Genomic DNA, 24,780 nt, shown 5'->3' with positions numbered 1-24,780 from the left:
GAAGTTTCCTGCGCGTCGCGCTTAGCCGGGCGAATGTCGATCGGTTACACTCGAAACGAAAAGTGATGCAGTGATAAACGGGGGGGAATATGCAGGATCAAGAGATTATTGAGCTGTTGCAGCAGGTGAAAACTATCGCGCTGGTGGGCGCCAGCGATAATCCGTCGCGGCCCAGCTATGGGGTGATGGCGTATCTGTTGGCGCAAGGGTATCAGGTGATCCCGGTCAGTCCCAAACTGGCGGGGCAGACGCTGCTGGGGCAGCCGGTTTACGCCACGCTGGCCGCGATCCCGCAGCCGGTGGATATGGTCGACGTTTTTCGCAATTCGGAGGCCGCTTACGGCGTGGCGCAAGAGGCGGTAGCGATCGGCGCCAGGGCGCTGTGGCTGCAGATAGGGGTGATTAACGAGCAGGCAGCAGCGTTGGCGCAACAGGCCGGGCTGCGGGTGGTGATGGATCGCTGTCCGAAAATCGACATTCCGCGCTTGGGGCTGGAGCGCTGAATAAAAAGGGCCTGGCGCAGTGCCAGGCCCTCTCGGGTTTCTCAGGTCTTGGCGCGGTCAGTTGCGCAAGCGTGGCGCCTGTAGCTGGTGACGGATGGATTCCGCCAGTTCATCCAGCGATGGTTGCTCGGGGTGTGCCTCCTGGGCTTCGCTATCCAACTGAGCTTCCGCCAGATAGGTGTGTACCGGTTGGCCTTCCTCGTCTTCCATCACCACGTGGTACCAAGGGGCGGAACGCAGTTCATCGTTCGCCGCGATTTCGTCAGCTTTGGGCTGTTCCAAAGAGTATTCCGGGTCGATATCGATCACGACCCCCAAATACCCCAGCAGTTTATGCCTAACCTGTTGTCCGATACCGAATTTGCTGGCAATCATGATGACCTCCTGAGAAACAATGCCTTGCTCATATATGGGGGCAAAGCAGCGCATTTCAAGTTACATCACCCGACAAGCGAATCCTTTCAGATACAGCCCCTCAGGATACGTGGCGATCACCGGGTGATCGGCTGCCTGCCGGAACTGCTCTATAAATTGTACATCACGTCCGGCATCTACAGCGGCGTCGGCTAAAATTTTCTGGAACAGGTCGGTCGGCATCAGCCCGGAGCAGGAGAAGCTGAGCAGAATGCCGCCCGGATTCAGCAGCTGCAGCGCCAGCATGTTGATGTCCTTGTAGCCGCGGCAGGCGCTGGCCAGCTGGTTCTTGTTCTCGACGAACTTCGGCGGGTCCATGATGATAAGATCGAATTTTTCGCCCTGGGTGCGGTAGTTGCGCAGCAGTTGGAACACGTCATCGCGGACGAATTCCGCCTTGTTCAGATCCAGCTTGTTGAGCTCGACGTTCTGTTTGGCGATGTCCAGCGCCGCCTGCGAGGTATCCACGCTGATCACCTGCGCGCAGCCGCCCATCAGCGCGGAAACGGCGAAGGCGCCGGTGTAGGAGAAGCAGTTCAGCACGCGGCGGCCGGCGGAGTAATTACGCGCCGCCAGGCGGCTGTCGCGCTGGTCGAGGTAGAAACCGGTCTTGTGCCCCTGCTGAATGTCCACCAGCAGCTTCATGCCGTGTTCGGTGATCGGCAGCAGCGCCGGCGGCAGGTCGCCCAGCACCGGGCCCTGCGCCAGCGGCAGGCCTTCTTTTTTGCGCACCGCAACGTCGGAGCGATCGTAGATAGAACAGCCCGGGTAGCAATGCTGCAGGGCGGAAAGCAGGGCCGGGCGCTGGTATTCGGCACCGGCGGACAGCAGCTGCAGCACCAGAAAATTCTGGAAGCGATCGATAGTGATGCCCGGCAGGCCGTCGGACTCGCCGGCGATCAGGCGGTATCCGTCCAGACCGTCGCGCTGCGCGACCCAATCACGCCAGCTTTGCGCTTGCTGCAGGCGGCGAATGAAGAAATCGATGTTAATCTCTTCATCCTGCTGGAAGGTCCAGACGCGTGCGCGGATCTGCGACTCGGGCGAATAGGCGCCGCGAGCCAGCCATTTTCCCTGGCTGTCGAGAATATCGATGGTTTCACCGCAGAGAGCTTTGCCCTCAACGCGATGAACGGCGCCGGAGAACACCCAAGGGTGGCGACGGAGTAAGGACTTTTCACGTCCTTTGGCGAGAAACAGGCGTACGGTCATAATTAATAATGCTGCCAGCTAGGATAGAAACAGTGACACGGCGGTGCAAAGGCACGGCAATGCCATAACGAAAACTGAATAAGGGGGCGATTATGACACAAGTTTGCATGGCTGCGTATGTGTATGGCGTGGTGCAGGGAGTCGGGTTTCGCTATTCCACCCAGCGGCAGGCCGAGGCGCTGGGGGTGACCGGCTATGCGCGCAACCTCGATGACGGCAGCGTTCAGGTGGTGGCCTGCGGCACACAGGCGCAGGTGGACAAGCTGGTGGCGTGGTTGAAACAGGGCGGCCCGCGCAGCGCGCACGTCGAACGCGTGCTGGTGGAGCCGCAGGGCATGGCCGATTACGTCGGGTTCGGCATCCGCTATTAAACGCTCGCCTGCAGCGGCGCTGCGGGCCGAGCGGTCAGATGCATTTTACCGGTTTCGGCAAACCGGCGATTTTGGTGGCTTGTTTGGCCGGTCCTTTCGGGAACAGGCGATACAGATAGCGGCTGTTGCCTTTTTCTTCGCCGTATTTCTGCGCCATGGCTTTGACCAGCATGCGAATCGCCGGTGAGGTATTAAATTCTTGGTAGAAGCCGCGCACGAAGCGCACCACTTCCCAGTGTGCTTCGGTGAGCACGATCTCTTCCTGCGCGGCCAACAGCGGCGCCAGGCCCTCATGCCAGTCGGCGCTGTTTTTCAGATAGCCCTGCGCGTCAGTGTCGATAACCTGACCTTCAAACTCCAACATACTGCCTCGATAACGGATAATTCGGAACGGCCGCCAGTTTAGCAAATTTTCTCGGCCGCAAAAAACAAAGCCCCGCCGGAGCGGGGCTTGGAAAGCCGGTGTCGCGTGCGATCAGTTGCTGCGGGCGAAGCCCAGAATGCTCAACAGGCTGATAAACATGTTGTAGAGCGACACGTACAGGCTAACGGTGGCGCGAATGTAGTTGGTCTCGCCGCCGTGAATGATGTTGCTGGTTTCCCACAGGATCGCGCCGGCGGAGAACAGGATGAACAGCGCGCTGATAGCCAGGTGCAGGGCAGGGATCTGCAGGAACAGGTTGGCGATCACCGCCACCAGCAGCACTACAAAACCGGCCATCATCATGCCGGACAGGAACGACATGTCTTTACGGGTGGTCAGCACATACGCCGAGCAGCAGAAGAACACCGCTGCGGTACCGCCCAGCGCCAACATGATCAGGTCACCCGCGCCGGCGTTCAGGAACGAACTGAGGATTGGGCCGAGGGCGTATCCCATGAAACCGGTCAGCGCGAACGCCGCCAGAATGCCCGCCGGGCTGTTGGCCAGTTTATGGGTCAGGAACATCAGGCCATAGAAGCCGACCAACATCAGCAGCAGACCCGGCGCCGGAAGGCCCAGCATGGTGCTGGCGGTCGCGGTCAGGGCTGAGAAAGCCAGGGTCAGGGATAACAGGAAATAGGTGTTGCGCAGGACTTTATGCGTGCTGAGCAGCGAGTCGCGCGAGGAAGACGAGACGACAATGCGGTCCATAATGATCTCTCTTATCAGGCCATCACAAAATAATCCCGATGATAGGCAGCGCAAGCGCTTGATTAAAGTTTGTTTACCAATCTTTACCCTGCGTTATCATTGGTGCAACAGTGGGGGAGCCATTGCGCATTTGTTCGCCGCTCGCCCCCTCCCCGCCGATTTTTCGCGCGGTTGAGCGTTTCGGGACTTTACAAGCGCATACGCTCTGTTTATAGTGCGCGTCGTTGCGGAGGGGTGGCCGAGTGGCTGAAGGCAACGGTCTTGAAAACCGTCGACGGGAAACCGTTCCAGAGTTCGAATCTCTGCTCCTCCGCCATACATTCTGATCCCGCGCTCTTTAAACGCGGGGTTTTTGCTTTTGCGCCGAGCCTGGCGCGTCGTTGTCTGTATATGCTGAATACATTGGGTTTTGTGCATCCCCAGATGGGCGTCACCGTCGTCTGCTATCCCACGTGTTGACCTTGGGCCACACCTATCTTTCCTCTTCGGAACTGGCGAAAGCGGTACAAAATTCGTTGGATTAGCTGAGACGGATCCTGCTCAGTGGCGACGCTGGGGTGGGACAATATTCTCTATATCGCCCGCGCTATTATCGTTCTGGAACGTGGCAGCCTGCTGCCGGCTTACCCGACGTCAAGGGAAATTGCCACCCAGTGCGCTGAATGAACAGACGTTGGAAGAGCCCCTGACCAGTGCCGAGGCATTGCGCGCCGAGCGGGAACACGTGCAGCGCCAAGGCTATGCAATCATAACCCGCTTCACTCGATCGGGGCTGGCTTGATATAGGTAATGCCTTCTTCTTCATACAGGCTGTATATCATTTGCAACAGGGTTTTGATGTCTTCTGATTCATCCAGTAAACGGGTACTCATGATAATCGGAGAGACTAAATATTTTTCATTCAATGATTTGTAGATCACATCTTGGCGTTTCAGGCTGTACAGGCACTGCGGAACCAGCGTGATACCTTCGCCGGCGGCGACCAGCCCCAAAGCCACCTGCAGCTCGCGCACTTCCATAATTTTGTGCGGTTCCAATGCGTGATCGCGAAAGGCCGCCAGCACCTGATCGGCAAAGCTTGGTCGGGGTGTTTGCGGATATACGATCAAAGTTTCCGTTTGCAATCTGCGTAGCGTCAGTTCCGGCGCATTCGCCAATAGATGATCGGCTGCCAAAGCGGCCATCAAGGTTTCATCGCGCAAAATAATGCGGCGCACATTGGTATCTTCATAGCGGATACGGCCAAAGCCCACATCGATTTTCCCTTCTTTCAACGCCTGGATTTGCTCCATGGTGGTCATCTCGTGCAGGCTTACCGCCACCTCAGGGCATTGGGTGCGAAAACGGCGGATCAGCTGCGGCAGGATCCCATACAGCGTTGAGGCGACAAAACCGATTGACAGAGAACGTTCCAACTGCCCAACGCGCCGGGTCATCGATTTCAGCTCAACGCTCTGAGCCAGAAACTGCTGCGCATGTCCGTAGAAGAAACGGCCCGCTTCGGTGAGTTTGAGCGGGCGAGAACCCCGTTCAAACAGTAATACGCCCAGGTCTTCTTCCAACTGCTGAATCTGACGGCTGAGCGGTGGCTGGCTGATGTGCAGCCGTTCTGCAGCTCGGCTGAAATTTTGCTCTTCCGCGACGGCAACAAAGTAGCGTAAATGACGTAGTTCCATAGCTATACCTTTAAGGTATGAAGGTGATGCTAAATCGGTGTTAGACGGGCGGCACAAGCCGGATATATGGTCATATTACTCGCTGAACTCGCCTACTTTGATACCGTAAAAATATGATTAAAGCCATTGAAACTTTACTGCTGGATGTCCCTGCAATCCGTCCTCACCGTCTGTCGGTAGCGACGGTGAATGTGCAAACTCTCGTGTTGATCCGCGTGCTGTGTGATGACGGGATCGAAGGGTGGGGTGAAGCAACCACCATCGGTGGTCTGAGCTACGGCGAAGAGAGCCCGGAAAGTGTGAAAGTGAATATCGATACTTATCTGGCGCCGTTATTGATCGGTATGGAAGCCTGCCGGGTGGCCCCGCTTATGGCCAGGTTGCGCAGGTCTGTCCAGGGTAATCGTTTTGCCAAATGTGCGCTGGAGACGGCGTTGTTGGATGCGCAGGCGCGGCGGCTGAATATTCCACTGAGTGAATTGCTGGGGGGACGGGTACGCGACGCTCTGCCGGTGGCATGGACTCTGGCCAGCGGCGAGACGCGAAAAGATATCGAGGAAGCCGAGAAAATGCTGGCGTTGCGCCGTCACCGTATTTTCAAGCTCAAGATTGGCTTGCGTACCGTGGAGGCCGATGTCGCGCATGTGCTCGCTATCAAAAGGGCGCTGGGCGATCAGGTGAGTGTACGTGTCGACGTCAATCAGGCCTGGAGCGAATTAGAGGCGGAGCGAGGCATTGCCGCATTGGAGCAGGGGGGGATCGATCTGATCGAACAGCCGATCCGTGCGGAAAACCGCGCCGGTCTGGCCCGGCTCGCCAGGCGCTTTCACGTTCCGATTATGGCTGACGAGGTACTGAAAGGGCCATTGGACGCCTTCGAACTGGCCACCCAGGCCGGTGCTGATGTGTTCTCGGTAAAAATCAGCCAGTCCGGTGGCCTGACTCAGGCGCGGCAGGTGGCCGATATCGCCATGCTGGCGGGCATCGGCCTGTATGGCGGCACCATGCTGGAAGGCGCGATCGGCACTGCGGCTTCCGCTCATGTGTTTTCCACCTTCGGTGAGCTTAGCCAAGGTACTGAGCTGTTCGGCCCGCTGCTGCTGACGGAGGACATCCTGACAGAACCTTTGATTTACCGCGATTTCATGCTGCAGGTGCCAACCGGTCCGGGGTTGGGTATCGAGATCGATCGCGACAAACTCGCCACCCTGCGTCGCCGCTGACAGAACATCAAGCTCAAGGACATATCGCTATGCTGTTTCACGTAAGAATGGATGTTGATTTACCTACTTCGATGCCAGAGGCCGAGGCCGATGCACTGAAGGCGAAGGAAAAAAAGCAATCGCAGGCGTTGCAAGACAGCGGCCAATGGCGGCACCTGTGGCGTATCGCGGGGCAGTACGCCAACATCAGCCTGTTTGACGTTGGCAGTATTGATGAATTGCATCAACTGTTGTCGCAACTGCCGCTGTTCCCTTACATGAAGATTCAGGTGATCCCACTGTGCCGCCATCCTTCCTCTATCAGAGAGGATGATCGCTGAGCTGGGCCGCTTGTTGCCTCACCTGTCAATGTTTATGTCGCTGTTCCCTACCGGGTGGTTACCGGTGGGGAGGATAAAGAAAGCCGTTAAAAACAAAAATAGCCGCAGGGCTGTGCTGCCGCGGCTCAGTAATCAATACGGAGCAATGACATGACTCATAACGACATCGATACCCTGGTTGACCGCTTTATTATTGATACCGCTGAAGGTGATTTTAATCCACGCATTCAACAAATTACCGTTCGTTTATTAGGTGATCTGTTTAAAGCGATTGAAGATTTGGATCTTCAACCGAGTGAAATCTGGAAAGGGCTGGAATATCTGGCAGAAACCGGCGCCAGCCATGAGATGGGCCTGCTGGCTGCCGGTCTGGGGCTGGAACGCTTCATTGATATTCGTGCCGATGAAGCCGACGCCAAAGCGGGCCTGAACGGCGGTACGCCGCGCACTATCGAAGGGCCGCTATACGTGGCCGGAGCACCTGTTTGCCAAGGTTTCGCCCGTTTAGACGACGGTACGGAAAGCGCCGAAGGCGAGGTGTTGTTCATGCAGGGAACGGTAACGGATGCCAACGGTAAACCACTGCCTGGAGCGACAGTGGAAGTGTGGCATGCCAACCTGATGGGTAACTATTCGTTTTTCGACAAGAGCCAGTCGGCGTTTAACCTGCGTCGCACGATCGTGACCGACAATCAGGGTAACTATCAGTTCCGCAGCATCGTGCCTTCTGGTTACGGTTGCCCGCCGGAAGGCACCACCCAGCAGTTGCTTAATTTGCTGGGGCGCCATGGCCAACGCCCCGCACATATTCACTTCTTCGTTTATGCCGATGGTTATCGCAAGCTCACCACGCAGATTAACATCGACGGTGATGAATACCTGTGGGATGACTTCGCCTTTGCCAGCCGCGAAGGGCTGGTGCCGCAAGTGAGCAAGATCTCTGCGTCGGAGGTGTTGGACAGCAAACAGCTCAGCAAGCCTTTCTCATCAATCGACTTTAATTTTACGCTGCTTAAAGAATGTGCCGCAGCGTCGGAGACCGAGGTTGAGCGCCAGCGCGCTAAAGCGTAGCCCGACCTTTTACTGCCTCTGCTCAGGGGCGGTAAGTTTATCCTGAATAACGGTAGATGGAATTTTCTCTATCGGTATTGATTATTTTTAACGTATTCAGCTGGTTATCGCTACATGCCGTACGAGTGGCGCCGAGACCAAAGAAATAACAGGAGCACTAATGTGAGCACGTCTCAAGGGTTACAAAACTGGCGGCAGATTATTGAAAACAGCCTTGATTTCCGGCCACAGGAGGGTGTCTATCGCATCGCCCGATCAATGTTCACCACTCAGGAACTGTTTGATTTGGAAATGGAGCTGATTTTTGAGAAACAGTGGATTTTCGCCTGCCACGAAAGTCAGATCCCTAATCCACACGATTTCATCACTGTGCAAGCGGGGCGCCAGCCGATGCTGGTTACCCGTGACGGCAAAGGCGAGTTGCACGCATTGGCGAATACCTGTCAGCACCGCGGCGCTACGCTGACCCGCGTTTGCCAAGGTAACCAAAGTACCTTTACCTGCCCGTTTCACGCCTGGTGCTACAAGTCCGACGGCGCGCTGGCGAAGGTCAAAGCGCCAGCGGAATATGGCAGCGATTTTGATAAAAGTCGTCATGGTTTAAAAGCCGCGCGCATCGCCAGCTACCGAGGTTTTGTGTTTATCAGCCTGGATACTGAATCTGAGCAGAGCCTGATCGAATTCCTCGGCGACACCACGCTGTTTTTCGACATGATGCTGGAACAGTCAGAGAACGCCGAACTGGAAGTATTGCCCGGTGTTTCGACCTATACCTATCCGGGCAACTGGAAACTACAGAATGAAAATGGGCTGGATGGCTATCACGTTAGCACCGTCCATTATAACTACGTTTCGACGGTGACTCACCGCCGTGAATTGAATGCCCGGAACGACGTCGCCAGCGAGAGTACGCTCGATTACAGTAAGTTGGGCGCTGGTGATAAAAACACCGATGACGGCTGGTTCTCGTTCAAACATGGCCACGGCCTGTTATTCAGCGACATGCCTAACGCCGCCGATGTACGGCCCGGTTATGCCCGTATCATGCCGCGTCTGTTGGATAAATATCCGCAAGAACGTGCGCAGTGGACGATGCACCGCCTGCGCAACCTCAACATCTACCCCAGTCTGTTTTTTATGGACCAAATCAGCTCTCAATTGCGCATTATCCGTCCGATCAGTTGGAACCGAACTGAAGTGATCAGTCTTTGTCTGGGCGTTAAAGGAGAGTCGGATCGGGATCGTGAAAGCCGTATTCGCCAGTTTGAAGATTTCTTCAACGTTTCCGGTATGGGAACGCCGGACGACCTGGTGGAGTTCCGTGAACAGCAGCGCGGCTTCGAAGCCCGAAGCACTCCGTGGAGCGATATATCCCGTGGGCAGGAGCATTGGCAGTATGGCGTAACGCGTAACAGCGAGATTCTAAACATTGCACCAGTCATTACCGGCATCGAGATTACCCATGAAGGGCTGTATGTCAATCAGCACCGTGCATGGCAGCAGATGATGCTCGTGGGATTGGATAAAAAAATAGCGCAGGCGGCAGCTCGCTGAATCGGGGTTCGCCCTGTCATGACGGAGATTAATCATGCAAAACATTACGCCTGAGCAACAGCAATATGCCATTGAACGGTTTCTATACCAAGTGTCAGACGCCTGCGATCATCAGGATTGGGATCGCTACCTTAACTACTTCACCGCAGATGCCGAGTTACATGTGCCGCAGTGGCGCAGCGAACATGAATATACACGGGATCCAAAACGGGAGATGTCGCTGATCTACTATGCCACTCGCTCCGGCCTGGAAGATAGGGTATTCCGAATTCGTACCGGCAAGTCAGCAGCCTGCACCCCGATGCCGCGTACATTGCACTCGATCGATAACGTGTGCTTCCAGGTGGCGGAGACTGGGCAGCTGACCGTTAGCGTGAACTGGGTGACGCACTATTACCGCTTTGGTGAAAGCCGTCATTTCTTTGGGCGGGCCAACTATCGCCTGCGTTGGCAGGAAGGGCAGCTCAAAATCGCGCGCAAGCACGTACTGGTACTGAATGACAAGATTGATTCAGTACTCGATTTTTACCATCTCTGATTTGTCTAATAACGGCGGTCGCGGCCGCCGTTATTATGAACAGTAATGATACAGGAGTGATTATGACTTATCGCGCCGCCATTATTTTCCGGGATGGATTCACGCGGTTCATTCAGGTCGAGCAGAACGAAAAATTATTGGATGCGGCTTTTCGTCACGGGATCCAGCTTCCGCTCGACTGTCGTGAAGGGGTATGCGCCACCTGCCGTGGCCGCTGTGAATCGGGAACCATCGAGCTAGAGTATGTTGATGATGAAGCGCTTAGCGCCAGCGAACTTGAGCAGGGGTATATGCTGGCCTGCCAGACCCGGTTGACGTCACCGAGCTCTTTCTACTTTGACATCGATTCAAGCATTTGCAACATCGGCCAGCAGAACTATCACGGCCGGGTAAGTGCTCTGAATCTGCTCTCTGATACGGTAGCCACCCTGGAAATTACGCTGGGTGAGGACGAACCTGCGTTGCACTATCTACCAGGGCAGTATGCAAGAATTCAGATCCCCGGTAGCGAGGAAAGCCGTGCCTACTCGTATGCCGGCGCCAGTGCGCAATCTACGGTAGTGCGCTTTTTGATCCGCCTGTTACCGAGCGGGTTAATGAGTGACTATTTGCGGCAGCGTTGCCAAGTAGGGGACAGTATTCGCTTTACCGCCCCGTTCGGCGCGTTTTATCTGCGTGAAGTAAAGCGCCCGCTGCTTTTTGTTGCCGGGGGAACTGGGTTGTCCGCGTTTCTCAGCATGCTGGAAAGTTTGGCGGAACAAGGGGACGGAGGGCAACCTATCGCACTGTATTATGGGGTAAACCGCGAGAGTGAGATCAGTGAACTGGAACGGCTCGACTCATTAGCCCAACGACTTGGTAATTTCAGCTATCAGGTGGTAGTGGCCGATCCCGGCCCTGAATGGCAGGGGAAAAAGGGCTGGGTAACCCATGCGTTGGAAAGCGCTCTGCTGCAACAGCCGTTCGATGCCTATTTGTGTGGACCGCCGCCAATGATCGAGGCGACCTGCAGCTGGCTGGCGGCTCAGCCAGTAGCAGAACATCAGGTCTATTTTGAGCGTTTTGTTTCCAGTAGATAGGCTGACATCCTTTTATAAGGCACTATTTTTACGCCAAGGAGAGATTGTATGGCTCAATTCGATGTTACCGTCGTTAATATTACACCTATAATCGATAATGCAAAATTTCAAAACATCCACCGTCTGACAATTTTTTGGTGTGCCTATGTTATAATATTCGATGGTTACGACCTAGCCGTACTAGGGGTTATTTTACCAAAGTTAATGGCCGACTGGGGGATAACTGCAGCTCAGGCAGGTTTATTAGGTAGCTATACGTTGATTGGCATGATGTTCGGTGCGCTTTTATTGGGGCCGCTCTCAGATAAAATAGGTAAAAAGAAGGTCATTACTCTCTGTGTGATTACCTTCAGTGTATTCACCTTTCTCTGTGGATTCACCGTTAATGCCAATCAATTTGGATGGTGTCGCTTTATTTCAGGTATCGGTTTGGGCGGTGTGATGCCTAATGTTACCGCCCTCACCAGCGAATACTCCCCTAAAAATAAGCGCAGCTTGATGGTGGGGTTAATGTTCAGTGGTTACTCCATTGGCGGCATATGGGCCGCGATATTGGGTATCTACTTGATCCCCCTCATGGGATGGCAATCTATATTTTATGTGGCCATATTTCCCGTGTTTTTCTTACCCTGGATGTTAAGCCAGTTGCCGGAATCAGCTGCTTTTTTAATTAAAACAAGACAGAAAGAGCGTTTAAAACGTGCGTTGGAGAGAGTTTCGCCAGATTATATTTATCAACCAGGAACTGAGTTTGTCAGCCAATCAACTTTAGATTCAGGGCAGGTAAGAATGAGCATCGGGAATTTATTTTCCGATAACAGAACGTTAAGTACCCTGATGTTCTGGCTGGTTTTTTTTATATCGCTCTATGTGATCTATGGTATGACATCGTGGTTGCCTAAACTGATGCTGCAGGCAGGTTACCCTTTGAATTCCAGCCTCACATTTCTGGTTGCTCTACATTCTGGTACTGTAGCAGGTGCATTAAGTAGTTGCTGGCTTATGGATAAGGTGAGTGGAAGAACCGTGCTGATCGGCTATTTCCTGCTGGGAGCGGCTGCGATTGCGTTACTGGGTGCCCAAGGCTCGATGAGCCTCCTTTATGTGTTGCTGATTATTGCCGGCGCCAGCACGATTGGCACTCAGATCGCCATGACCTCTTATGTCGCGCGTTTTTACCCCTGCACCATGACGTCGACGGGGCTGGGATGGGGATTGGGGATCGGTCGCATCGGTGCTATTCTTGGGCCTTTTGCCGGTGGAGTGTTGATTGATCTGGAATTAACGTTACAACAGAACTTTATGGCTTTCGCCTTGCCATCATTACTGGCTGCAGGCTGTATGTTTTTTGTTAACCCAAGATTGGCTGCCTCTTGAGTTCTTTGCTAACGATGAGAGGAAGGGCACTTAAAAAAATGGAAGGTAATTATGCAACTTATTTATCGTAATATGGATCGTTTACAACTTGATGCTGCCTATAATAATACCAAGGCTGTGAGTGACTTCCCCGCATTATTGACACAATTTCAACAGCGAAGTGCCGCTTGGTATGCGGCAGCCCATGTTCGGCGTGATATCCCTTATGCCAAGGGGGCGAGAACACGATTTGACTTTTTCCCGGCTCAGGATAAATATGCGCCAACGCTAATATTTATTCACGGCGGGTACTGGCAAAATTGTAACAAAGAAGATTTCGCTTTTGTTGCGGAGGGGGCGTGCAAAAGTAATATCAACGTTATTCTGGCGGAGTATACCTTGGCTCCCGAGGCTTCAATGACAACCATTGTTAATGAGATAGGGGAGTTATTGGATTTTCTGGATGGCAACAGATCAACTTTTAACATTACTCCCGGAAAGGTCTGCCTATCTGGGCATTCTGCCGGCGGACATCTTACCGCGCTTCACCGTGAACATCCGTTAGTCTCACATGCGATGCCGATCAGCGCATTGGTGGATCTGGAACCCATAAGTTTAAGCTGGCTGAATGATAAGCTTGCTCTGACACCAGAAGAGATTAGTATCTATAGTCCAATTCATTCTGTTAGCTTGGGGCGACCTATATCTATTCAGGTGGGTGCGGATGAATTACCGGAATTAATTCGTCATTCAAAAGAATACGCTGAATCGCTGGCGCAATGTGGCAACAAGGTAGTATATCAATGTATGGCTGGGCATCAGCATTTTTCCCTGCTGAATGAGTTTCAGGGGGGCGGGAAGCTGTTGCAGGCATTGCTGGAGTTAATGAACGAGTCACCAGGTAAAAAATCAGTTTGTGAAGGTCAAGCCAGATAGTTCTCGAAGGGGTGTTTATCACCCCTGTCAGGCGCAATGACTTTTCACTTTGTTTGTTCAGGTCGCCGCGCATCCAGAATTGCCGCCCTCAGCGGTGCAAAAAATGGAGTAATTTCAGCCCGTTGTTGGCTAGAAGCGCCATCTGCTATTGATAAGAGCCGTGCATCAATGAGAGTATGATGCAATCGAGGCGGCGTTGAGCCCTGCGTAACGTCATCAGGCGATACCAACGCTGGCCTTATCAATTTCGCTTAACTCTCTTATGGAGATAGGGATGAACTGGTATCAAGTTGCTTTATGGACCATGATCTTTCTGAAGTCCGGCGCTTTCCTGGTGTTTGTATGGTGGTGGATGTTCAAACGAGCGACCAAACCTTATGTGCGCCCGCAAGACGTCGTGGTGGACGAAACGCCGTACGACGAGAACCTCACTATGGAAGAAGTGATGAAGAGTCACGGCATCGTGCGGACTGAAAAACAAGTATGAGCGTATAATGCCTGTTCTGATATAAACCCGGGTAATATGTGCCCGGTTTTTTTATTCTTAGCCCTTAACATTTTCTATGCCGCCGCTGCACCCGATCTTGATAAATCGATGCGGAACGCGATGAAAGCGCCGTTGTCTTTTTATATGGTAAAAAGTATATTTCCCTGGTTTTATTTTTATTTATAAATAAAGCTATATTTTTAGCTGACATGTTTGACCCAACGACTTGTACTATGAGTAGAATCCTGCGTCATATTTCATTTGCATTGATATGCAAACACGGCCCTGTTGCTTTTCTGCTCTACTCATATATGGGTAGCTCATGCAATTGACGATGAATAGACAATTGTAATCTCTCCGACCAACTAAGGCCGCAATTTAAGAAATCTAAGATTTTTCTTTCATTGGATTTTTGTTTTTTCTTTTTATATTTCAATGGCTTTGCTTGTTTTATTCCGTATTGTATCTCATGCATGAAATGCTTGCTGCCATTTAACCTTTCAGTCTGCAGTAAAGCGGTTTTTTCTCTTTAATGTCATGCATCTCCTTACCAGCAGGTCGATTCATATTTTATTGTCATGAAAATTATTTTGCTTCGATGTTGCAATCTTTTTGTCTTTGGAATTAATATGGTCGGCATCTGGCGGTGATTGGGATTTTTCCCATGGCCAGATAATTTATAACTACACTTGGATATATATAAATATATACCGTCGAATATAAACTTTTAGATGGCAGGATGCTGTCAATACTCTGCTATTGCCTAAGCTTCGTTAGCCTCTGAACGGTTTAATGGTATAGGTCTTTTTATATATGCTCTCTCAGCGAAGAAAGTAATGGAGTTTATTATATGATTAAGCAAGGTATCTCTTTGGCGGTATTGGCTGCTGCGTTAACGTCTGCCGGTACAATGGCCGCGGATAACTCTGCCGGCGGCGTCATTTCGTTTACCGGAGCCGTGACGGATACCACCTGTACCATCAACGGCGGAAAAAGTGCCGACTTTACCGTGGCGCTGAGTCCGATTTCTGTGACGGATGCGGGTACCGTTGTCGGCCCTATCGCCAAAAACAAGAAGTCTTTCTCATTGACGTTTTCCGGCTGTAAGCCGGCGGCATCGGAAGCGGATTCGAAGCTGAAGATCTACTTCTCCTCGGCAAATAATATTTCCACCGACGGGAAATATTTGTTGAACAGCTCGGTTAACGAAAGCGATGCCGCCGTGGCGAAAAACGTCGGTTTTTCTTTGGCCGAACCGGGATCGTCCACACCGCTTCCCTTGAACGTGCCTTATGTTACCAAGATCAAAGGCGATAAAACGGCGCCTGATGCGGAAACGCTGACGCTGGATGTTTACTACTACAAAACCAATGTCACCGCAGCAAAAGTAGGCGAGCTGAGTTCCAACGTGACTTACACCATTTCCTACCTGTAATCGCGATTAAGCCGGGCCCGTATCAAGGGCCTGGCTTCAGGGGTGACTATGAAACCGTGCTTGATTTTTGTTGGGCTATTTCTCAGCAGCTTTTTTGCCGATGCCAATATTGTAATTAATGGAACTCGCGTTATTTATCCGGAGAAGAACAAGGATGTTATCGTTCAGTTAGTCAACGATGGCAGCGATCCGTCGCTGGTACAAGCCTGGATAGATGACGGTGATATGAACTCGACGCCTGAAACGGCAAACGTTCCCTTTTTATTATCTCCTCCAGTGGTAAAAGTTGCCGGTAATAACGGTCAACAATTGCGCATACAGAAAATTGGAGCGGCCTTACCTGGTGATCGTGAGTCTGTGTTTTATTTGAATGTCCTGGATATTCCGCCGACACCAGACAACCTGCAAGGCGTCAATACGCTCCAGCTCGCCATAAAGTCGCGCATCAAATTGTTTTATCGTCCGGCAGCGCTAATGAGCAGCGCCAGCGCCATGCCCGATCTTATTGAGCTGCAGGCTACAGAAGCGGGATTTAAGGTGATCAATAAAAGCCCCTACTTTTTTACGTTGGTCAACATTGACCAAAAAGGTAAAAAAAATTTGTTGGTCGACTCTGTCATGGTGGCACCGTTTTCCAGCCAGGTTGCCGCGGCTAAAGTCACGGTGAAGCGAAACGTTCCTTATACCTTGCTCTATGTCGATGACCTGGGGGCTTATAAATCTAAAGCCATTACCGCCCGCTAACCCCGCTAACGTGAAGAACGGCAATGAAGCTTAAAATAAGATTGCTTTCGATACTGACCGTATCTGCATTCATCGCGCCGAATAAAGCATCGGCAATGAAATTCGATACCTCCTTATTGGCCGGCGCATCCAGTGAGTCCGATCTGTCGCGCTTTTACCTCAATAATGATATGCCGGCGGGAACGCAGACCGTTGACGTTTATGTCAACCAAAGCTGGAAAGGACGATTCTCGTTGCTGTTTGGCGAACATAAAGGCGATATCCGCATCAGCGATCGCGACGCCGCGCTGTTGGGCATTGATATGACGACGCTGACCGTCGTGGCGAACGATGGCCTGATTCCCGTCGAGCGGCTGGTACAAGGTGGACGGGCAGATTTTGAGGTGGCGACGTTAAGCCTGAAACTGACGGTGCCGCAATCGCGGGTGATTCGCTCAGAAGCCGGCTATGTTGACGCCAAATTTTGGGATCGCGGCGTGCCGGCGCTGCTGTTGGCCTATAACGCCACCTATTACCATGTGCAATCTTTGCAGAACGATCGCGCCTCCAGCGACGATTTTTATAGCGGTCTGGAGTCGGGGGCCAATCTGGCGGGGTGGCAATTCAGAGACAGCAGCAATTTCCGCAGCAGCTCGCGACAAGGCAGCGATTGGCAAAACAATACCCGCTATGTGCAGCGCGGTTTCGCCGCCATCAAGTCAAACCTGACCTTGGGCGATTTCTACTCGCCGGGCGATTTATTCGACTCGATTCGGGTGCGCGGCGTGGCTCTGGCTTCGGACATCAACATGCGGCCCAATTCGCAGCAGGGGTTTTCTCCCATCGTACGCGGCGTCGCGCAGAGTAACGCGTTGGTGAAAGTCTTACAAAGCGGCAACGTTATCTATCAGGAAAATGTACCGCCGGGGGCCTTTACTCTGGACAACATTTTACCGACCGGCTCTGCGGGCGATCTGCTGGTCGTGGTCAAGGAAGCTGACGGACGGGAACAATCTTTTACCGTGCCGTTTTCCGCCGTACCCAATATGTTGAAGCAGGGCGTCAGCAAATATGGTCTGGTTGCCGGTAAGGTTAATCAAACGAATACCGACTATGCGCCGGCTTTCATCCAGGGCACGCTGCAGTATGGTTTCAACAACCTGATTTCCGGCTATGCCGGCACGATCCTCAGTGACGACTACCGCGCCTGGCTGCTCGGCAGCGGCTGGAATCTGCCGATCGGGGCGGTGTCTGTCGATGTGACCCAGGCCGCCACGCGTCTGCAGGATCGCCATGAAAATGGGCAGAGTTTTCGGATTGCTTACAGCAAATTTTTGGATGCCACCGCGACCAACTTTACGCTGGCGGCTTATCGCTATTCGACCAAAGGGTATTACAGCTTCAACGACGCGATCTACACCCATCAAGGCTATCGCGAACGCGAAAAGCGCTTTCACGATTATTGGCGCGGCCGGGATGACGATGAACTTGCCCCGCTGGATTTGAATACCTGGGATGCCGTTCGCGCGGCACGTCCACGCAATACCTTCAATTTGAACCTGAATCAGCGGCTCGCAGAAGGATGGGGGACGTTGTATTTCTCCGGTACCCAGCGCGATTACTGGTCTAACACCCTGAAAAGCCGGGAATACCAACTGGGATATTCCAATGCTTTCGAGCGCATCAGCTATAACGTTTCCGCCAGTCGGGTAAGAAATTCCGAGCGCAGAGAGGAGACGCGTTTTTATCTTTCGCTGAGCGTGCCGCTATCGGTGTTCGATAACAATGCCTATTTCAGCACCGGTTTATCCGCCACCGGCTCGCAGTATCAGCAGAGCACGCTGAGCCTGAGCGGCAATGCGCTGGAATCGAACCGCCTGAGCTATGCGCTCGCCGGCAGTAATCAACGCGGTGGCAACAGCATGGCGAGTGTGAATGCGGCCTACCGCGCCAGTGCGACCACCGTCGGCGGTTCCTACAGCGAGTCAGCGGATTACCGGCAGTTGGGGATGAGTGCCCGCGGCAGCCTGGTGGCCATCCCCTGGCATGTGCTGGCGTCGAACGAGATGGGCAACACCATGATGGTGGTTGACGCGCCCAAGGCCAAAGGGCTGATGGTGAACGGGGATGAAAGTATCGTCACGAACGATGAGGGGTTGGCATTGGTGCCTTACGCCACGCCTTACCGGCAAAACTCCGTGACATTGTCGGATACCGGCAAGAGTTCCGGCGCAGAGATCGTTGGCAATATCGCCAACAGCGTGCCTTATGCCGGCGCCGTCAATTATTTGAGGTTCGAAACCGACCCGCGTCGCCCTTACACGCTGCGCGCGTTTAGAAACGATCGCATGCCTTTGCCATTCGGCGCGGAGGTGGCGGACCAAACCGGCCAGGCTATCGGTTTCGTCGGGCAGGCCAGTGTGCTGTACCTCCGGGTGGAGCAGCGGCCCACCTCGTTGGAGGTTCGGTTGAGCGACGGTATTTGCAAGATTGCGCGTCCACGAATGACGATGGACGGCGCAGCGAACATCTGTCGATAAAAAGGATAATCATGCCATGTTCAGGATAATTGCATTGACGCTGTCCATCGTGTTCAGCGGTTACAGTTACGCTTCATGTTACGGTAACGGCATCCAATACGCGCCGCCTATCTACGTCGATCTGTCGGATAAACTCAGCGATAAAACGCCGGTTTGGGAGGGCAGTTTTTATACGCAATACGGCGGCTCGTTTAGCTGTACTACCTCGAACAGCGAATTCGGCTATACGCGCATCCTGTCAACCGACAGTTCGAAAGCGACTATTTTGGGATTCGGCAACGGCAAATATTGGGTGCGTGCGGAGATCACCAACGATGTTGCCAACAAAAAGCTCAGTGGTTGGGGAACGCACTCCGCCTCGGAGTTGAACATGCCGATGAACATTCGGTTCAGCCTGGTCAACAAGACCGGCACTTCAATACCCGGTGATACCGTCAGCCTGAAAGACGTGATGTTCGTGACCGATCTGAGTGGGATGTCGTTGGTCGAGATCCTCCTGTGGCCGGCAAAGCAGCTGATTAAGATCCTGACCTGGTTGTTTAACGGCTTCAACTGGCCGTACGATCAACGCGATATGTACGGGCAGCCGATGACCATCAAATATGCTCCAAAAATGACGACCTGTTCTTTCGACAATGCCGGCCTGGCCGTAAAGCTGCCGACGCTGGGCATCTCCCAGATAAGCCAAGGGGGGCAAAATGGGTTGACTCCCTTTACGCTGAATTTCAGCTGTCAGAATCGGCAAAGCGGCGGGACGGCCGATCGCGATATCAAGATGTTTTTATCCAGCAATAATCTGCTGCCGTCGGATAATACGGTATTGATTGACAAGAGTGCTGCGGCGGCAAAAGGCATTGGCATTCGGTTGGTGAGAATGACTGCGCCAAACAGTCCGGTCTCGCTGGCGCTTTCTAATGTTGAACAAGGTACGGCGACATCCTTATTTCATGTTGGCGCCGGTAATGCGCTGGAGGAGAAATTCTCCCTGGGTATGGCGGCGTATTATTACCCTTACAGTATCGCTTCCATGAGCAGCGGAGGGATCAACACGTCCGCTACGCTTAACATTATATATAAATAAATCTGTTGTTATTTTTAATAATAAAAAAACAGGTTGCTACTAATAAGAAAAATCTTAACATGGTAATTGATGGTGAATATTATCAGTCGAATAATATTGGTGTTTAATCCGGATCTCTATGTTGAGGATGAATTTTATGACGGAACAAATCCAGATCGGTGTTAAGGTAGATAAGTCGCTAAAAGATGAAGTGGATGTCATTCTTCGCGGTTTGGATATTAAACCGACGACGGCGATAAATGGGCTCTACCAATATATTTCGCAGCACGGAGAACTCCCTTTTGTCATATCAACCAGTGTGAAGACGCCTAAGGATATCGCCGGAGGGGTGTTTAAAAGTTTATTCTCCTTACAAAGTACACTTCGCGTTTTTTTTGATAAAGTTCAGTCAAAACAACGTATCAGCAGGGAGGAGATACTGATAGTGCTGGATATACTACGCGACTTCATTATTGGGTTTCGCCAAAGCGCGCAATATCTTGGCGTGTCGCCATTTGGCCGGCGTGTCGTCTGGAAAAATGCCGTATGCGCCGTAGAGGGGATTCATGAAATTCTAGATAATGACGTAAGGTTTAGTGAAGAAGGTATTATGTATCTGGATGCAAACTCTCTTTCATCGTTGTCTGAGTTGCTGAACACATTATGTACTTCTCTTAAGTAAGTCAATTAAATTAATTAACTTGGTTTTCATGGGCCGTATAAAAACGGCCCATGACGAAGTGTGACGGAATGATTCTATGCGAGTAGCTATCTTTTCTGACGACTACTATTTATTCTACGGTTTGTCGCAACTCTTGGCATCATTAGAAGATATTGACGTTATCAATGTTTATTCACCCGCGTTCAGTCGGGTACATGCCACTTATTGCCATGCTGATGTCGTCATTGTTTCTTTTTCTTCTATATGCCAGGTCATGAATTTAGTGTCGCTTATTATCGATAGGCCAGATAATACAGTCGTATTGACCGGTGTGGAGACGCCTCGGCTGGCGAATTTTAATTGCCTGAAAAAAAACATCGGCCTTATGGCGTTCATTGAGGCGATCACGTCGTTCGTTGCCGGTTGCAAAGGGCAAACTCTCTCGTCGAGAGAGCTTGCCGTATTGGCCATGCTGTTGGCGGGAAAACCGAATACCGGCGTTGCCAAAGCGTTGGGCATTTCCGAAAAAACCGTCAGCCAACATAAAATGAATGCCATGCGCAAATTGAAGATCGCGCGTTTTCATCAATTTATTTTGGCTGCGGACGAGCAAGTCGCATCGCGATGTTGTCGGCCTGCGCTGCATTGAGTGGCAGGGAAAGCGCCTGCCTATTCTTGCTCCGCCGGGCATTTGAAGGCGCACAAGGCGCTGACGGAATAAACCGCCGGCGCCCGTATGAAAAATAAACCCGCCTCGGCGGGTTTTTTCGTCAGTTTTTGCAGCCCATCAACTCCGGCAGGACGCCGGGCTTGCTCTTCAGCGAGGCCTGCACGTCGTCCGGCAGACCGGCCCAGATGATCAGGCCGGTACGCTTCTCGATCTCGTCCACCGTTACGCGGAATTGGCAGAAATCGGCGCCCTTCGGCGTGTTCTGATCGAACAGGAAGGCGGCATAGTGGTTTACCGCCGGGCTGTTGTTGATGAAAATCACCTTCCAGTAGGCGCTGGGGATGGTGTGTGCTTTCTGGGTGCCCGGCAGTTTGCCCATATCGCGCTCATACAGCGGCCCGGTCACGGTATAGACCGAGGAGATGTCGGCGCGATCGATCAGCTTGCGTTCCTGATCTTCCAGCCGTGCCCAGGCGCCTTGGTTAAGATCGGACTTTTGCGGCGTGATGTTGGACAGGTAGTTCAGCGATTCCCAGTCGGAAACGCCCGCCAGCGAGGCCAGCGGCGCCTGATGACCGCGATCGACCTTCAGCGCCGCGTTGGCGCCGGTGTAATCGGCAGGCGCCAGGGTATCCGCCGGGTTGAGTGCCGGATCGGTTTTCCAGTTGCGCGTTTTGCCACTGGCCGGCGTGTCTTTGGTGATGTGATAGGCCACCCAGTTGGCAAACTTGGTGGTGCTGTTGTTGTTCAACGTATAAGCATGACGCACGATCGACACATTGCTGCTGCCACCGGTCGGGCAACCGACCGCGCAGTTGTCGATGGATTCGAGCGTGTCGGCCGACGCCTGTGCGGCGAACAGCAGGGCGGCCAGGGCCAACATCTTGTTGTTAAATCGCATAGTCATATCCTCAATAAGTTAAAAGTTACTGTATAAATTTACAGTGAATTAAACTTATCGCAGTGAAGCGAATACAACAATGCAACATATTCGTGTTGCGAATGTGTCAGCGTTGGCAGAGCTGAACGGCGCCCTACGCGCCGCCCGGCCGTTCAAAAACGCCAAAACGCGCGTGAACAAAGGATCAGCATCGGATAGATCTCGAGGCGGCCGAGCAGCATGGCGGCGCACATCAGCCATTTCGCCGGATCGTTCAGCGTGCCGAAACCGGCGGCGGTTTCCCCGTAGCCCAGCCCCATGTTATTGATGCAGGCGGCGACGGTGGCGAAGGCGGTGACCAGATCATAGCCCATCAGATTCAGCAGCCAGATAAACAGACAGGTGAACACCACGTAGAGGAAGAAGAAGCTCCAGACGGAGCGCAGCATCCGATCCTGGATTGGCGCATTGCCGACCTTGATGGTGTACATGGCGTTGGGATGCACCAGTTGGTTGATCTCGAGTCGGCTTTGTTTGTACATGATCAGAAAGCGCAGTGCCTTAATGCCGCCGCAGGTGGAGCCGACGCAGCCGCCGAAGAAACTCGCCGCCAGCAGCAGCATGATGGTGTGGGACGGTATACTGGTGTAATCGGCAATCGCCAGGCCATTGTCGGTCATCATCGAACTGGTGAGAAAAAAGCCGTGCACGAAGGCGTCTTTGACGCCGTACATCCCCGAGCGGTACAGCTCGATGCACACGATCGCCACGACGAGGGTCAGCATCAACAGGAAAAAGCGCAGCTCGGGGTTACGGTATAGCGGTTTCAGGCTGCGGCGGCCGACGGCAACGAAATAGAGCGTGAAGTTCACCGCCGCCAGAATAGAGAAGATGCCGCCGACCATTTCCACCGCCGAACTGTCGTAGTATCCCAGGCTTTCGTTGTGGGTGGAAAATCCGCCGAGCGAGACGGTGGAAATGCCGTGGCACAACGCATCGAACCAGGGCATGCCCGCCAGACGAAAGGCGATGGTACAGGCCAATCCCAGCCCAAGGTAGATCAACCACAGGTTTTTCGAGGTATCGGCCAGGCGCGGCGTGAGGCGTTCCTCTTTGAACGGGCCGGGCATTTCCGACTGATAAAGTTTGGCGCCGCCGATGCCCAGCAGCGGCAACAGCGCCACCGCCAATACGATCACCCCCAGGCCGCCGATAAAATTGAGCTGTGAACGGTAGTAGAGGAACGATTTGGGCACGTTCGAGACGTCATTCAGCACCGAGGCGCCGGTGGTGGTGATGCCGGAAACCCCCTCAAACATCGCGTCGACCAGCCGGATGTTCAGCGTGTCGTCCAGCCACAGCGGCAGGGCGCTGATCGCGGAAAACAGCAGCCAAAACATCACGATGATCAGAAAACCGTCCTGGGTGCGCAGCTGCACTTTCGACTGCCGGGTGCTGAACCAGCCCATGCCGCCGAGCGTGGCAGCGGCGACCAGAGTATAGAAAAATGAGAAGGCGCTTTTTTCTTTGTACAACAGCCCCATCAGCAGGGGCGGGATCATGGAAAGGCTGTAAAGAAGGACCAAAAAGCTGCAAAGATGAATAACGACCAGGATTTGTTTGGTTTTGACCATGCTGTAGCTCGGAATGCCTGCCGACAATGCGTCAATTTATTGAAGTGTTTCAAGCATAAAGCAGGCGATATAAAAATAGCGTAAAAATTCATATCGCCGCATCAGTATGGGTGGAAAGGGTTATTCCAGCAGGTCGTTGACCGTGCGGCGCACATAGTGCGTCATCTGCGCCAGATCGTCCGGCGACACCGGGCCACCGCCGGCGCGCACCACCTGCTGTTCGATCTGGGCGATCTCCTGCTCGACCTTGTTGGCGATCTGCACTTTGACTATCTTGTCCACCGAAGACAGCAGCACCTTCAATACCACTTTCAGCGCGATGTTCTCGCAGAACGAGTCGTAGTGATGAACCGGCGGCGGCGGGGCCGGAGCCGGCTCGGGCGCGCGCGGAGCCAGAGCCTTGAAGCTGTCTACATTTTCAATAATAAGATCCATGTCTCTTATTAGTTCATCAAAATCTTTAGACACTGACTTATTCCCTTCGCTGTGCGCAAAAAACAGAACGCCCGTCCTCGCGCCTAAGGCTGACAAGCGACGGGCAGAACGAATTCGGGCCTGGCCTTCAGACGCTGAATGGCCGGGGGAGGGGCATTCTAACCTTGCGGCGGGTCGGCAACAAGATGGGGCCGAACGAATGCGCGGCCCCGTTGAATGGCAGGGACAGGGAAGCGCTTAACTTTTCAGCTTGGCGGTGATTTTTGCCACGTGCTCGCCCTGATAGCGGGCGATGGTCAGCTCTTCGTTGCTTGGCTGGCGCGAACCGTCGGCGCCGGCGATGGTGGTGGCGCCATACGGGGTGCCGCCGCGCGCGAGTGAAACGTCAAACAGCTCCGGCGTGGCATAGCCGATCGGCACGATGATGAACCCGTGGTGCGCCAGCGTGGTCCAGGTGGAACTGATGGTGTGTTCCTGGCCGCCGCCGGTGCCGGTGGAAGAGAAGACGCTGCCTACCTTGCCGTACAACGCGCCGGAGGCCCACAGGCCGCCGGTCTGATCGAGGAAGGTGCGCATCTGCCCGGCCATATTACCGAAACGGGTCGGCGTGCCGAAGATAATGCCGTCATAGTCCGCCAGCTCCTGCGGGCTGGCGACCGGCGCCTGCTGATGTTGTTTGCCGCCCGCTTTGGCGAAGGCCTCCGGCGTCATGGTTTCCGGCACGCGTTTGACCGTTACGTCCACGCCGTTGACCCGATTCGCGCCTTCGGCCACCGCCTGCGCCAGGCGTTCGATGTGGCCGTACATCGAGTAATAAAGCACCAACACTTTCGTCATGTTCCGCACTCCTGCTCAGATGATTGACAA

General features: G+C 53.3%; 27 protein-coding genes and 1 tRNA gene. 19 read left to right on the top strand and 9 right to left on the bottom strand.

Features of this window, described 5'->3' with window-relative positions; all coding sequences use genetic code 11:
- Window positions 1–89: 89 nt before the first annotated feature.
- Window positions 90–503 carry a CoA-binding protein gene (locus tag M6G53_RS14590; protein WP_253332462.1) on the top strand — a complete coding sequence of 138 codons (414 nt, stop codon included), beginning with the start codon at window positions 90–92 and terminating at the stop codon, window positions 501–503.
- A 57-nt stretch (window positions 504–560) separates the two neighbouring features.
- Here M6G53_RS14590 and hspQ read toward each other — a convergent pair whose 3' ends face one another.
- Together hspQ and rlmI are read right to left on the bottom strand one after the other, a co-directional pair.
- Complete coding sequence (gene hspQ, locus M6G53_RS14585) at window positions 561–878, bottom strand: heat shock protein HspQ (protein WP_033637900.1); 318 nt, start codon at window positions 876–878, stop codon at window positions 561–563.
- 60 nt (window positions 879–938) lie between these two features.
- The gene (gene rlmI / locus M6G53_RS14580; RefSeq protein ID WP_253332460.1) at window positions 939–2,129 is read right to left on the bottom strand and encodes a 23S rRNA (cytosine(1962)-C(5))-methyltransferase RlmI; all 1,191 of its coding nucleotides are present in this window, start codon (window positions 2,127–2,129) and stop codon (window positions 939–941) included.
- 92 nt (window positions 2,130–2,221) lie between these two features.
- On the opposite strand from rlmI, the gene yccX reads away from it, so the two are divergent.
- On the top strand, window positions 2,222–2,500 hold the full coding sequence (gene yccX, locus M6G53_RS14575; protein ID WP_253332458.1) for an acylphosphatase: 279 nt from the start codon (window positions 2,222–2,224) through the stop codon (window positions 2,498–2,500).
- Between the two features lie 34 nt (window positions 2,501–2,534).
- On the opposite strand, the gene tusE is transcribed toward yccX, so the two are convergent.
- Window positions 2,535–2,864: a sulfurtransferase TusE gene (gene tusE / locus M6G53_RS14570; RefSeq protein WP_253332455.1), complete on the bottom strand. Its 330-nt coding sequence runs from the start codon at window positions 2,862–2,864 to the stop codon at window positions 2,535–2,537.
- Window positions 2,865–2,975: 111 nt separating this feature from the next.
- A complete protein-coding gene (yccA, locus tag M6G53_RS14565; RefSeq protein WP_004928091.1) occupies window positions 2,976–3,635 on the bottom strand; it encodes an FtsH protease modulator YccA in 660 nt (219 codons plus the stop codon).
- Window positions 3,636–3,863: 228 nt separating this feature from the next.
- Between yccA and M6G53_RS14560 the strand changes: the two genes are divergently transcribed.
- Window positions 3,864–3,951, top strand: a tRNA-Ser gene (locus tag M6G53_RS14560).
- Between the two features lie 227 nt (window positions 3,952–4,178).
- On the top strand, window positions 4,179–4,301 hold the full coding sequence (locus M6G53_RS25670) for a hypothetical protein (RefSeq protein ID WP_436286523.1): 123 nt from the start codon (window positions 4,179–4,181) through the stop codon (window positions 4,299–4,301).
- A 92-nt stretch (window positions 4,302–4,393) separates the two neighbouring features.
- Here M6G53_RS25670 and M6G53_RS14550 read toward each other — a convergent pair whose 3' ends face one another.
- Complete coding sequence (locus M6G53_RS14550; protein WP_253332454.1) at window positions 4,394–5,311, bottom strand: LysR family transcriptional regulator; 918 nt, start codon at window positions 5,309–5,311, stop codon at window positions 4,394–4,396.
- Between the two features lie 113 nt (window positions 5,312–5,424).
- Between M6G53_RS14550 and M6G53_RS14545 the strand changes: the two genes are divergently transcribed.
- From M6G53_RS14545 to M6G53_RS14475, 15 genes are all read left to right on the top strand, one after another.
- Complete coding sequence (locus tag M6G53_RS14545) at window positions 5,425–6,534, top strand: muconate/chloromuconate family cycloisomerase (RefSeq protein ID WP_253332452.1); 1,110 nt, start codon at window positions 5,425–5,427, stop codon at window positions 6,532–6,534.
- A 29-nt stretch (window positions 6,535–6,563) separates the two neighbouring features.
- Window positions 6,564–6,854, top strand: coding sequence for a muconolactone Delta-isomerase (catC, locus tag M6G53_RS14540; RefSeq protein WP_253332450.1), 291 nt, complete (start codon window positions 6,564–6,566; stop codon window positions 6,852–6,854).
- A 150-nt stretch (window positions 6,855–7,004) separates the two neighbouring features.
- Entirely contained in the window at window positions 7,005–7,925 is a 921-nt protein-coding gene (catA, locus tag M6G53_RS14535; RefSeq protein ID WP_253332448.1) for a catechol 1,2-dioxygenase, read from the top strand.
- A gap of 162 nt (window positions 7,926–8,087) precedes the next feature.
- The gene (antA, locus tag M6G53_RS14530; RefSeq protein ID WP_253332446.1) at window positions 8,088–9,479 is read left to right on the top strand and encodes an anthranilate 1,2-dioxygenase large subunit; all 1,392 of its coding nucleotides are present in this window, start codon (window positions 8,088–8,090) and stop codon (window positions 9,477–9,479) included.
- 34 nt (window positions 9,480–9,513) lie between these two features.
- A complete protein-coding gene (gene antB / locus M6G53_RS14525; protein ID WP_253332444.1) occupies window positions 9,514–10,017 on the top strand; it encodes an anthranilate 1,2-dioxygenase small subunit in 504 nt (167 codons plus the stop codon).
- 62 nt (window positions 10,018–10,079) lie between these two features.
- Window positions 10,080–11,096: an anthranilate 1,2-dioxygenase electron transfer component AntC gene (gene antC, locus M6G53_RS14520; RefSeq protein WP_253332441.1), complete on the top strand. Its 1,017-nt coding sequence runs from the start codon at window positions 10,080–10,082 to the stop codon at window positions 11,094–11,096.
- A 48-nt stretch (window positions 11,097–11,144) separates the two neighbouring features.
- Window positions 11,145–12,473, top strand: a complete 1,329-nt coding sequence (locus M6G53_RS14515; RefSeq protein WP_253332439.1) for an MFS transporter — start codon at window positions 11,145–11,147, stop codon at window positions 12,471–12,473.
- Window positions 12,474–12,524: 51 nt separating this feature from the next.
- Window positions 12,525–13,388, top strand: a complete 864-nt coding sequence (locus M6G53_RS14510) for an alpha/beta hydrolase (RefSeq protein ID WP_253332437.1) — start codon at window positions 12,525–12,527, stop codon at window positions 13,386–13,388.
- 274 nt (window positions 13,389–13,662) lie between these two features.
- Window positions 13,663–13,875 carry a hypothetical protein gene (locus M6G53_RS14505; protein WP_253332435.1) on the top strand — a complete coding sequence of 71 codons (213 nt, stop codon included), beginning with the start codon at window positions 13,663–13,665 and terminating at the stop codon, window positions 13,873–13,875.
- An 850-nt stretch (window positions 13,876–14,725) separates the two neighbouring features.
- The gene (locus M6G53_RS14500) at window positions 14,726–15,310 is read left to right on the top strand and encodes a fimbrial protein (RefSeq protein WP_253332433.1); all 585 of its coding nucleotides are present in this window, start codon (window positions 14,726–14,728) and stop codon (window positions 15,308–15,310) included.
- A gap of 48 nt (window positions 15,311–15,358) precedes the next feature.
- On the top strand, window positions 15,359–16,054 hold the full coding sequence (locus tag M6G53_RS14495) for a fimbrial biogenesis chaperone (protein WP_253332431.1): 696 nt from the start codon (window positions 15,359–15,361) through the stop codon (window positions 16,052–16,054).
- 23 nt (window positions 16,055–16,077) lie between these two features.
- Entirely contained in the window at window positions 16,078–18,573 is a 2,496-nt protein-coding gene (locus M6G53_RS14490) for a fimbria/pilus outer membrane usher protein (protein WP_253332429.1), read from the top strand.
- 16 nt (window positions 18,574–18,589) lie between these two features.
- The gene (locus M6G53_RS14485) at window positions 18,590–19,654 is read left to right on the top strand and encodes a fimbrial protein (protein ID WP_253332427.1); all 1,065 of its coding nucleotides are present in this window, start codon (window positions 18,590–18,592) and stop codon (window positions 19,652–19,654) included.
- 136 nt (window positions 19,655–19,790) lie between these two features.
- Window positions 19,791–20,315: a hypothetical protein gene (locus M6G53_RS14480; RefSeq protein WP_253332425.1), complete on the top strand. Its 525-nt coding sequence runs from the start codon at window positions 19,791–19,793 to the stop codon at window positions 20,313–20,315.
- 76 nt (window positions 20,316–20,391) lie between these two features.
- Window positions 20,392–20,943 (top strand): response regulator transcription factor, encoded by a 552-nt coding sequence (locus tag M6G53_RS14475; protein ID WP_253332423.1) that lies wholly within the window; start codon window positions 20,392–20,394, stop codon window positions 20,941–20,943.
- A gap of 121 nt (window positions 20,944–21,064) precedes the next feature.
- On the opposite strand, the gene M6G53_RS14470 is transcribed toward M6G53_RS14475, so the two are convergent.
- The 4 genes from M6G53_RS14470 to wrbA form a co-directional block, all read right to left on the bottom strand.
- Entirely contained in the window at window positions 21,065–21,865 is an 801-nt protein-coding gene (locus tag M6G53_RS14470) for a DNA/RNA non-specific endonuclease (RefSeq protein ID WP_015377376.1), read from the bottom strand.
- Between the two features lie 152 nt (window positions 21,866–22,017).
- Window positions 22,018–23,478 carry a TrkH family potassium uptake protein gene (locus tag M6G53_RS14465; protein ID WP_253332421.1) on the bottom strand — a complete coding sequence of 487 codons (1,461 nt, stop codon included), beginning with the start codon at window positions 23,476–23,478 and terminating at the stop codon, window positions 22,018–22,020.
- Between the two features lie 120 nt (window positions 23,479–23,598).
- Window positions 23,599–23,913, bottom strand: a complete 315-nt coding sequence (locus M6G53_RS14460; RefSeq protein ID WP_016928271.1) for a hypothetical protein — start codon at window positions 23,911–23,913, stop codon at window positions 23,599–23,601.
- 237 nt (window positions 23,914–24,150) lie between these two features.
- Window positions 24,151–24,750 carry an NAD(P)H:quinone oxidoreductase gene (wrbA, locus tag M6G53_RS14455; RefSeq protein WP_253332419.1) on the bottom strand — a complete coding sequence of 200 codons (600 nt, stop codon included), beginning with the start codon at window positions 24,748–24,750 and terminating at the stop codon, window positions 24,151–24,153.
- Window positions 24,751–24,780: the final 30 nt, after the last annotated feature.

This window comes from Serratia nevei (genome assembly GCF_024160145.1).
GTDB lineage: Bacteria > Pseudomonadota > Gammaproteobacteria > Enterobacterales > Enterobacteriaceae > Serratia > Serratia nevei_A.
The sequence above is the reverse complement of the archived record's forward strand: the minus strand, read 5'-3'. Positions and strand labels throughout refer to the sequence as shown.

Excerpts from the sequence above, each read along its gene's own strand:
- M6G53_RS14590 (WP_253332462.1), top strand. The coding sequence starts at position 90 with ATGCAGGATCAAGAGATTATTGAGCTGTTGCAGCAGGTGAAAACTATC.
- hspQ (WP_033637900.1), bottom strand. The coding sequence starts at position 878 with ATGATTGCCAGCAAATTCGGTATCGGACAACAGGTTAGGCATAAACTG.
- rlmI (WP_253332460.1), bottom strand. The coding sequence starts at position 2,129 with ATGACCGTACGCCTGTTTCTCGCCAAAGGACGTGAAAAGTCCTTACTC.
- yccX (WP_253332458.1), top strand. The coding sequence starts at position 2,222 with ATGACACAAGTTTGCATGGCTGCGTATGTGTATGGCGTGGTGCAGGGA.
- tusE (WP_253332455.1), bottom strand. The coding sequence starts at position 2,864 with ATGTTGGAGTTTGAAGGTCAGGTTATCGACACTGACGCGCAGGGCTAT.
- yccA (WP_004928091.1), bottom strand. The coding sequence starts at position 3,635 with ATGGACCGCATTGTCGTCTCGTCTTCCTCGCGCGACTCGCTGCTCAGC.
- M6G53_RS14550 (WP_253332454.1), bottom strand. The coding sequence starts at position 5,311 with ATGGAACTACGTCATTTACGCTACTTTGTTGCCGTCGCGGAAGAGCAA.
- M6G53_RS14545 (WP_253332452.1), top strand. The coding sequence starts at position 5,425 with ATGATTAAAGCCATTGAAACTTTACTGCTGGATGTCCCTGCAATCCGT.
- catC (WP_253332450.1), top strand. The coding sequence starts at position 6,564 with ATGCTGTTTCACGTAAGAATGGATGTTGATTTACCTACTTCGATGCCA.
- catA (WP_253332448.1), top strand. The coding sequence starts at position 7,005 with ATGACTCATAACGACATCGATACCCTGGTTGACCGCTTTATTATTGAT.
- antB (WP_253332444.1), top strand. The coding sequence starts at position 9,514 with ATGCAAAACATTACGCCTGAGCAACAGCAATATGCCATTGAACGGTTT.
- antC (WP_253332441.1), top strand. The coding sequence starts at position 10,080 with ATGACTTATCGCGCCGCCATTATTTTCCGGGATGGATTCACGCGGTTC.
- M6G53_RS14515 (WP_253332439.1), top strand. The coding sequence starts at position 11,145 with ATGGCTCAATTCGATGTTACCGTCGTTAATATTACACCTATAATCGAT.
- M6G53_RS14510 (WP_253332437.1), top strand. The coding sequence starts at position 12,525 with ATGCAACTTATTTATCGTAATATGGATCGTTTACAACTTGATGCTGCC.
- M6G53_RS14505 (WP_253332435.1), top strand. The coding sequence starts at position 13,663 with ATGAACTGGTATCAAGTTGCTTTATGGACCATGATCTTTCTGAAGTCC.
- M6G53_RS14500 (WP_253332433.1), top strand. The coding sequence starts at position 14,726 with ATGATTAAGCAAGGTATCTCTTTGGCGGTATTGGCTGCTGCGTTAACG.
- M6G53_RS14495 (WP_253332431.1), top strand. The coding sequence starts at position 15,359 with ATGAAACCGTGCTTGATTTTTGTTGGGCTATTTCTCAGCAGCTTTTTT.
- M6G53_RS14490 (WP_253332429.1), top strand. The coding sequence starts at position 16,078 with ATGAAGCTTAAAATAAGATTGCTTTCGATACTGACCGTATCTGCATTC.
- M6G53_RS14485 (WP_253332427.1), top strand. The coding sequence starts at position 18,590 with ATGTTCAGGATAATTGCATTGACGCTGTCCATCGTGTTCAGCGGTTAC.
- M6G53_RS14480 (WP_253332425.1), top strand. The coding sequence starts at position 19,791 with ATGACGGAACAAATCCAGATCGGTGTTAAGGTAGATAAGTCGCTAAAA.
- M6G53_RS14475 (WP_253332423.1), top strand. The coding sequence starts at position 20,392 with ATGCGAGTAGCTATCTTTTCTGACGACTACTATTTATTCTACGGTTTG.
- M6G53_RS14470 (WP_015377376.1), bottom strand. The coding sequence starts at position 21,865 with ATGCGATTTAACAACAAGATGTTGGCCCTGGCCGCCCTGCTGTTCGCC.
- M6G53_RS14465 (WP_253332421.1), bottom strand. The coding sequence starts at position 23,478 with ATGGTCAAAACCAAACAAATCCTGGTCGTTATTCATCTTTGCAGCTTT.
- M6G53_RS14460 (WP_016928271.1), bottom strand. The coding sequence starts at position 23,913 with ATGGATCTTATTATTGAAAATGTAGACAGCTTCAAGGCTCTGGCTCCG.
- wrbA (WP_253332419.1), bottom strand. The coding sequence starts at position 24,750 with ATGACGAAAGTGTTGGTGCTTTATTACTCGATGTACGGCCACATCGAA.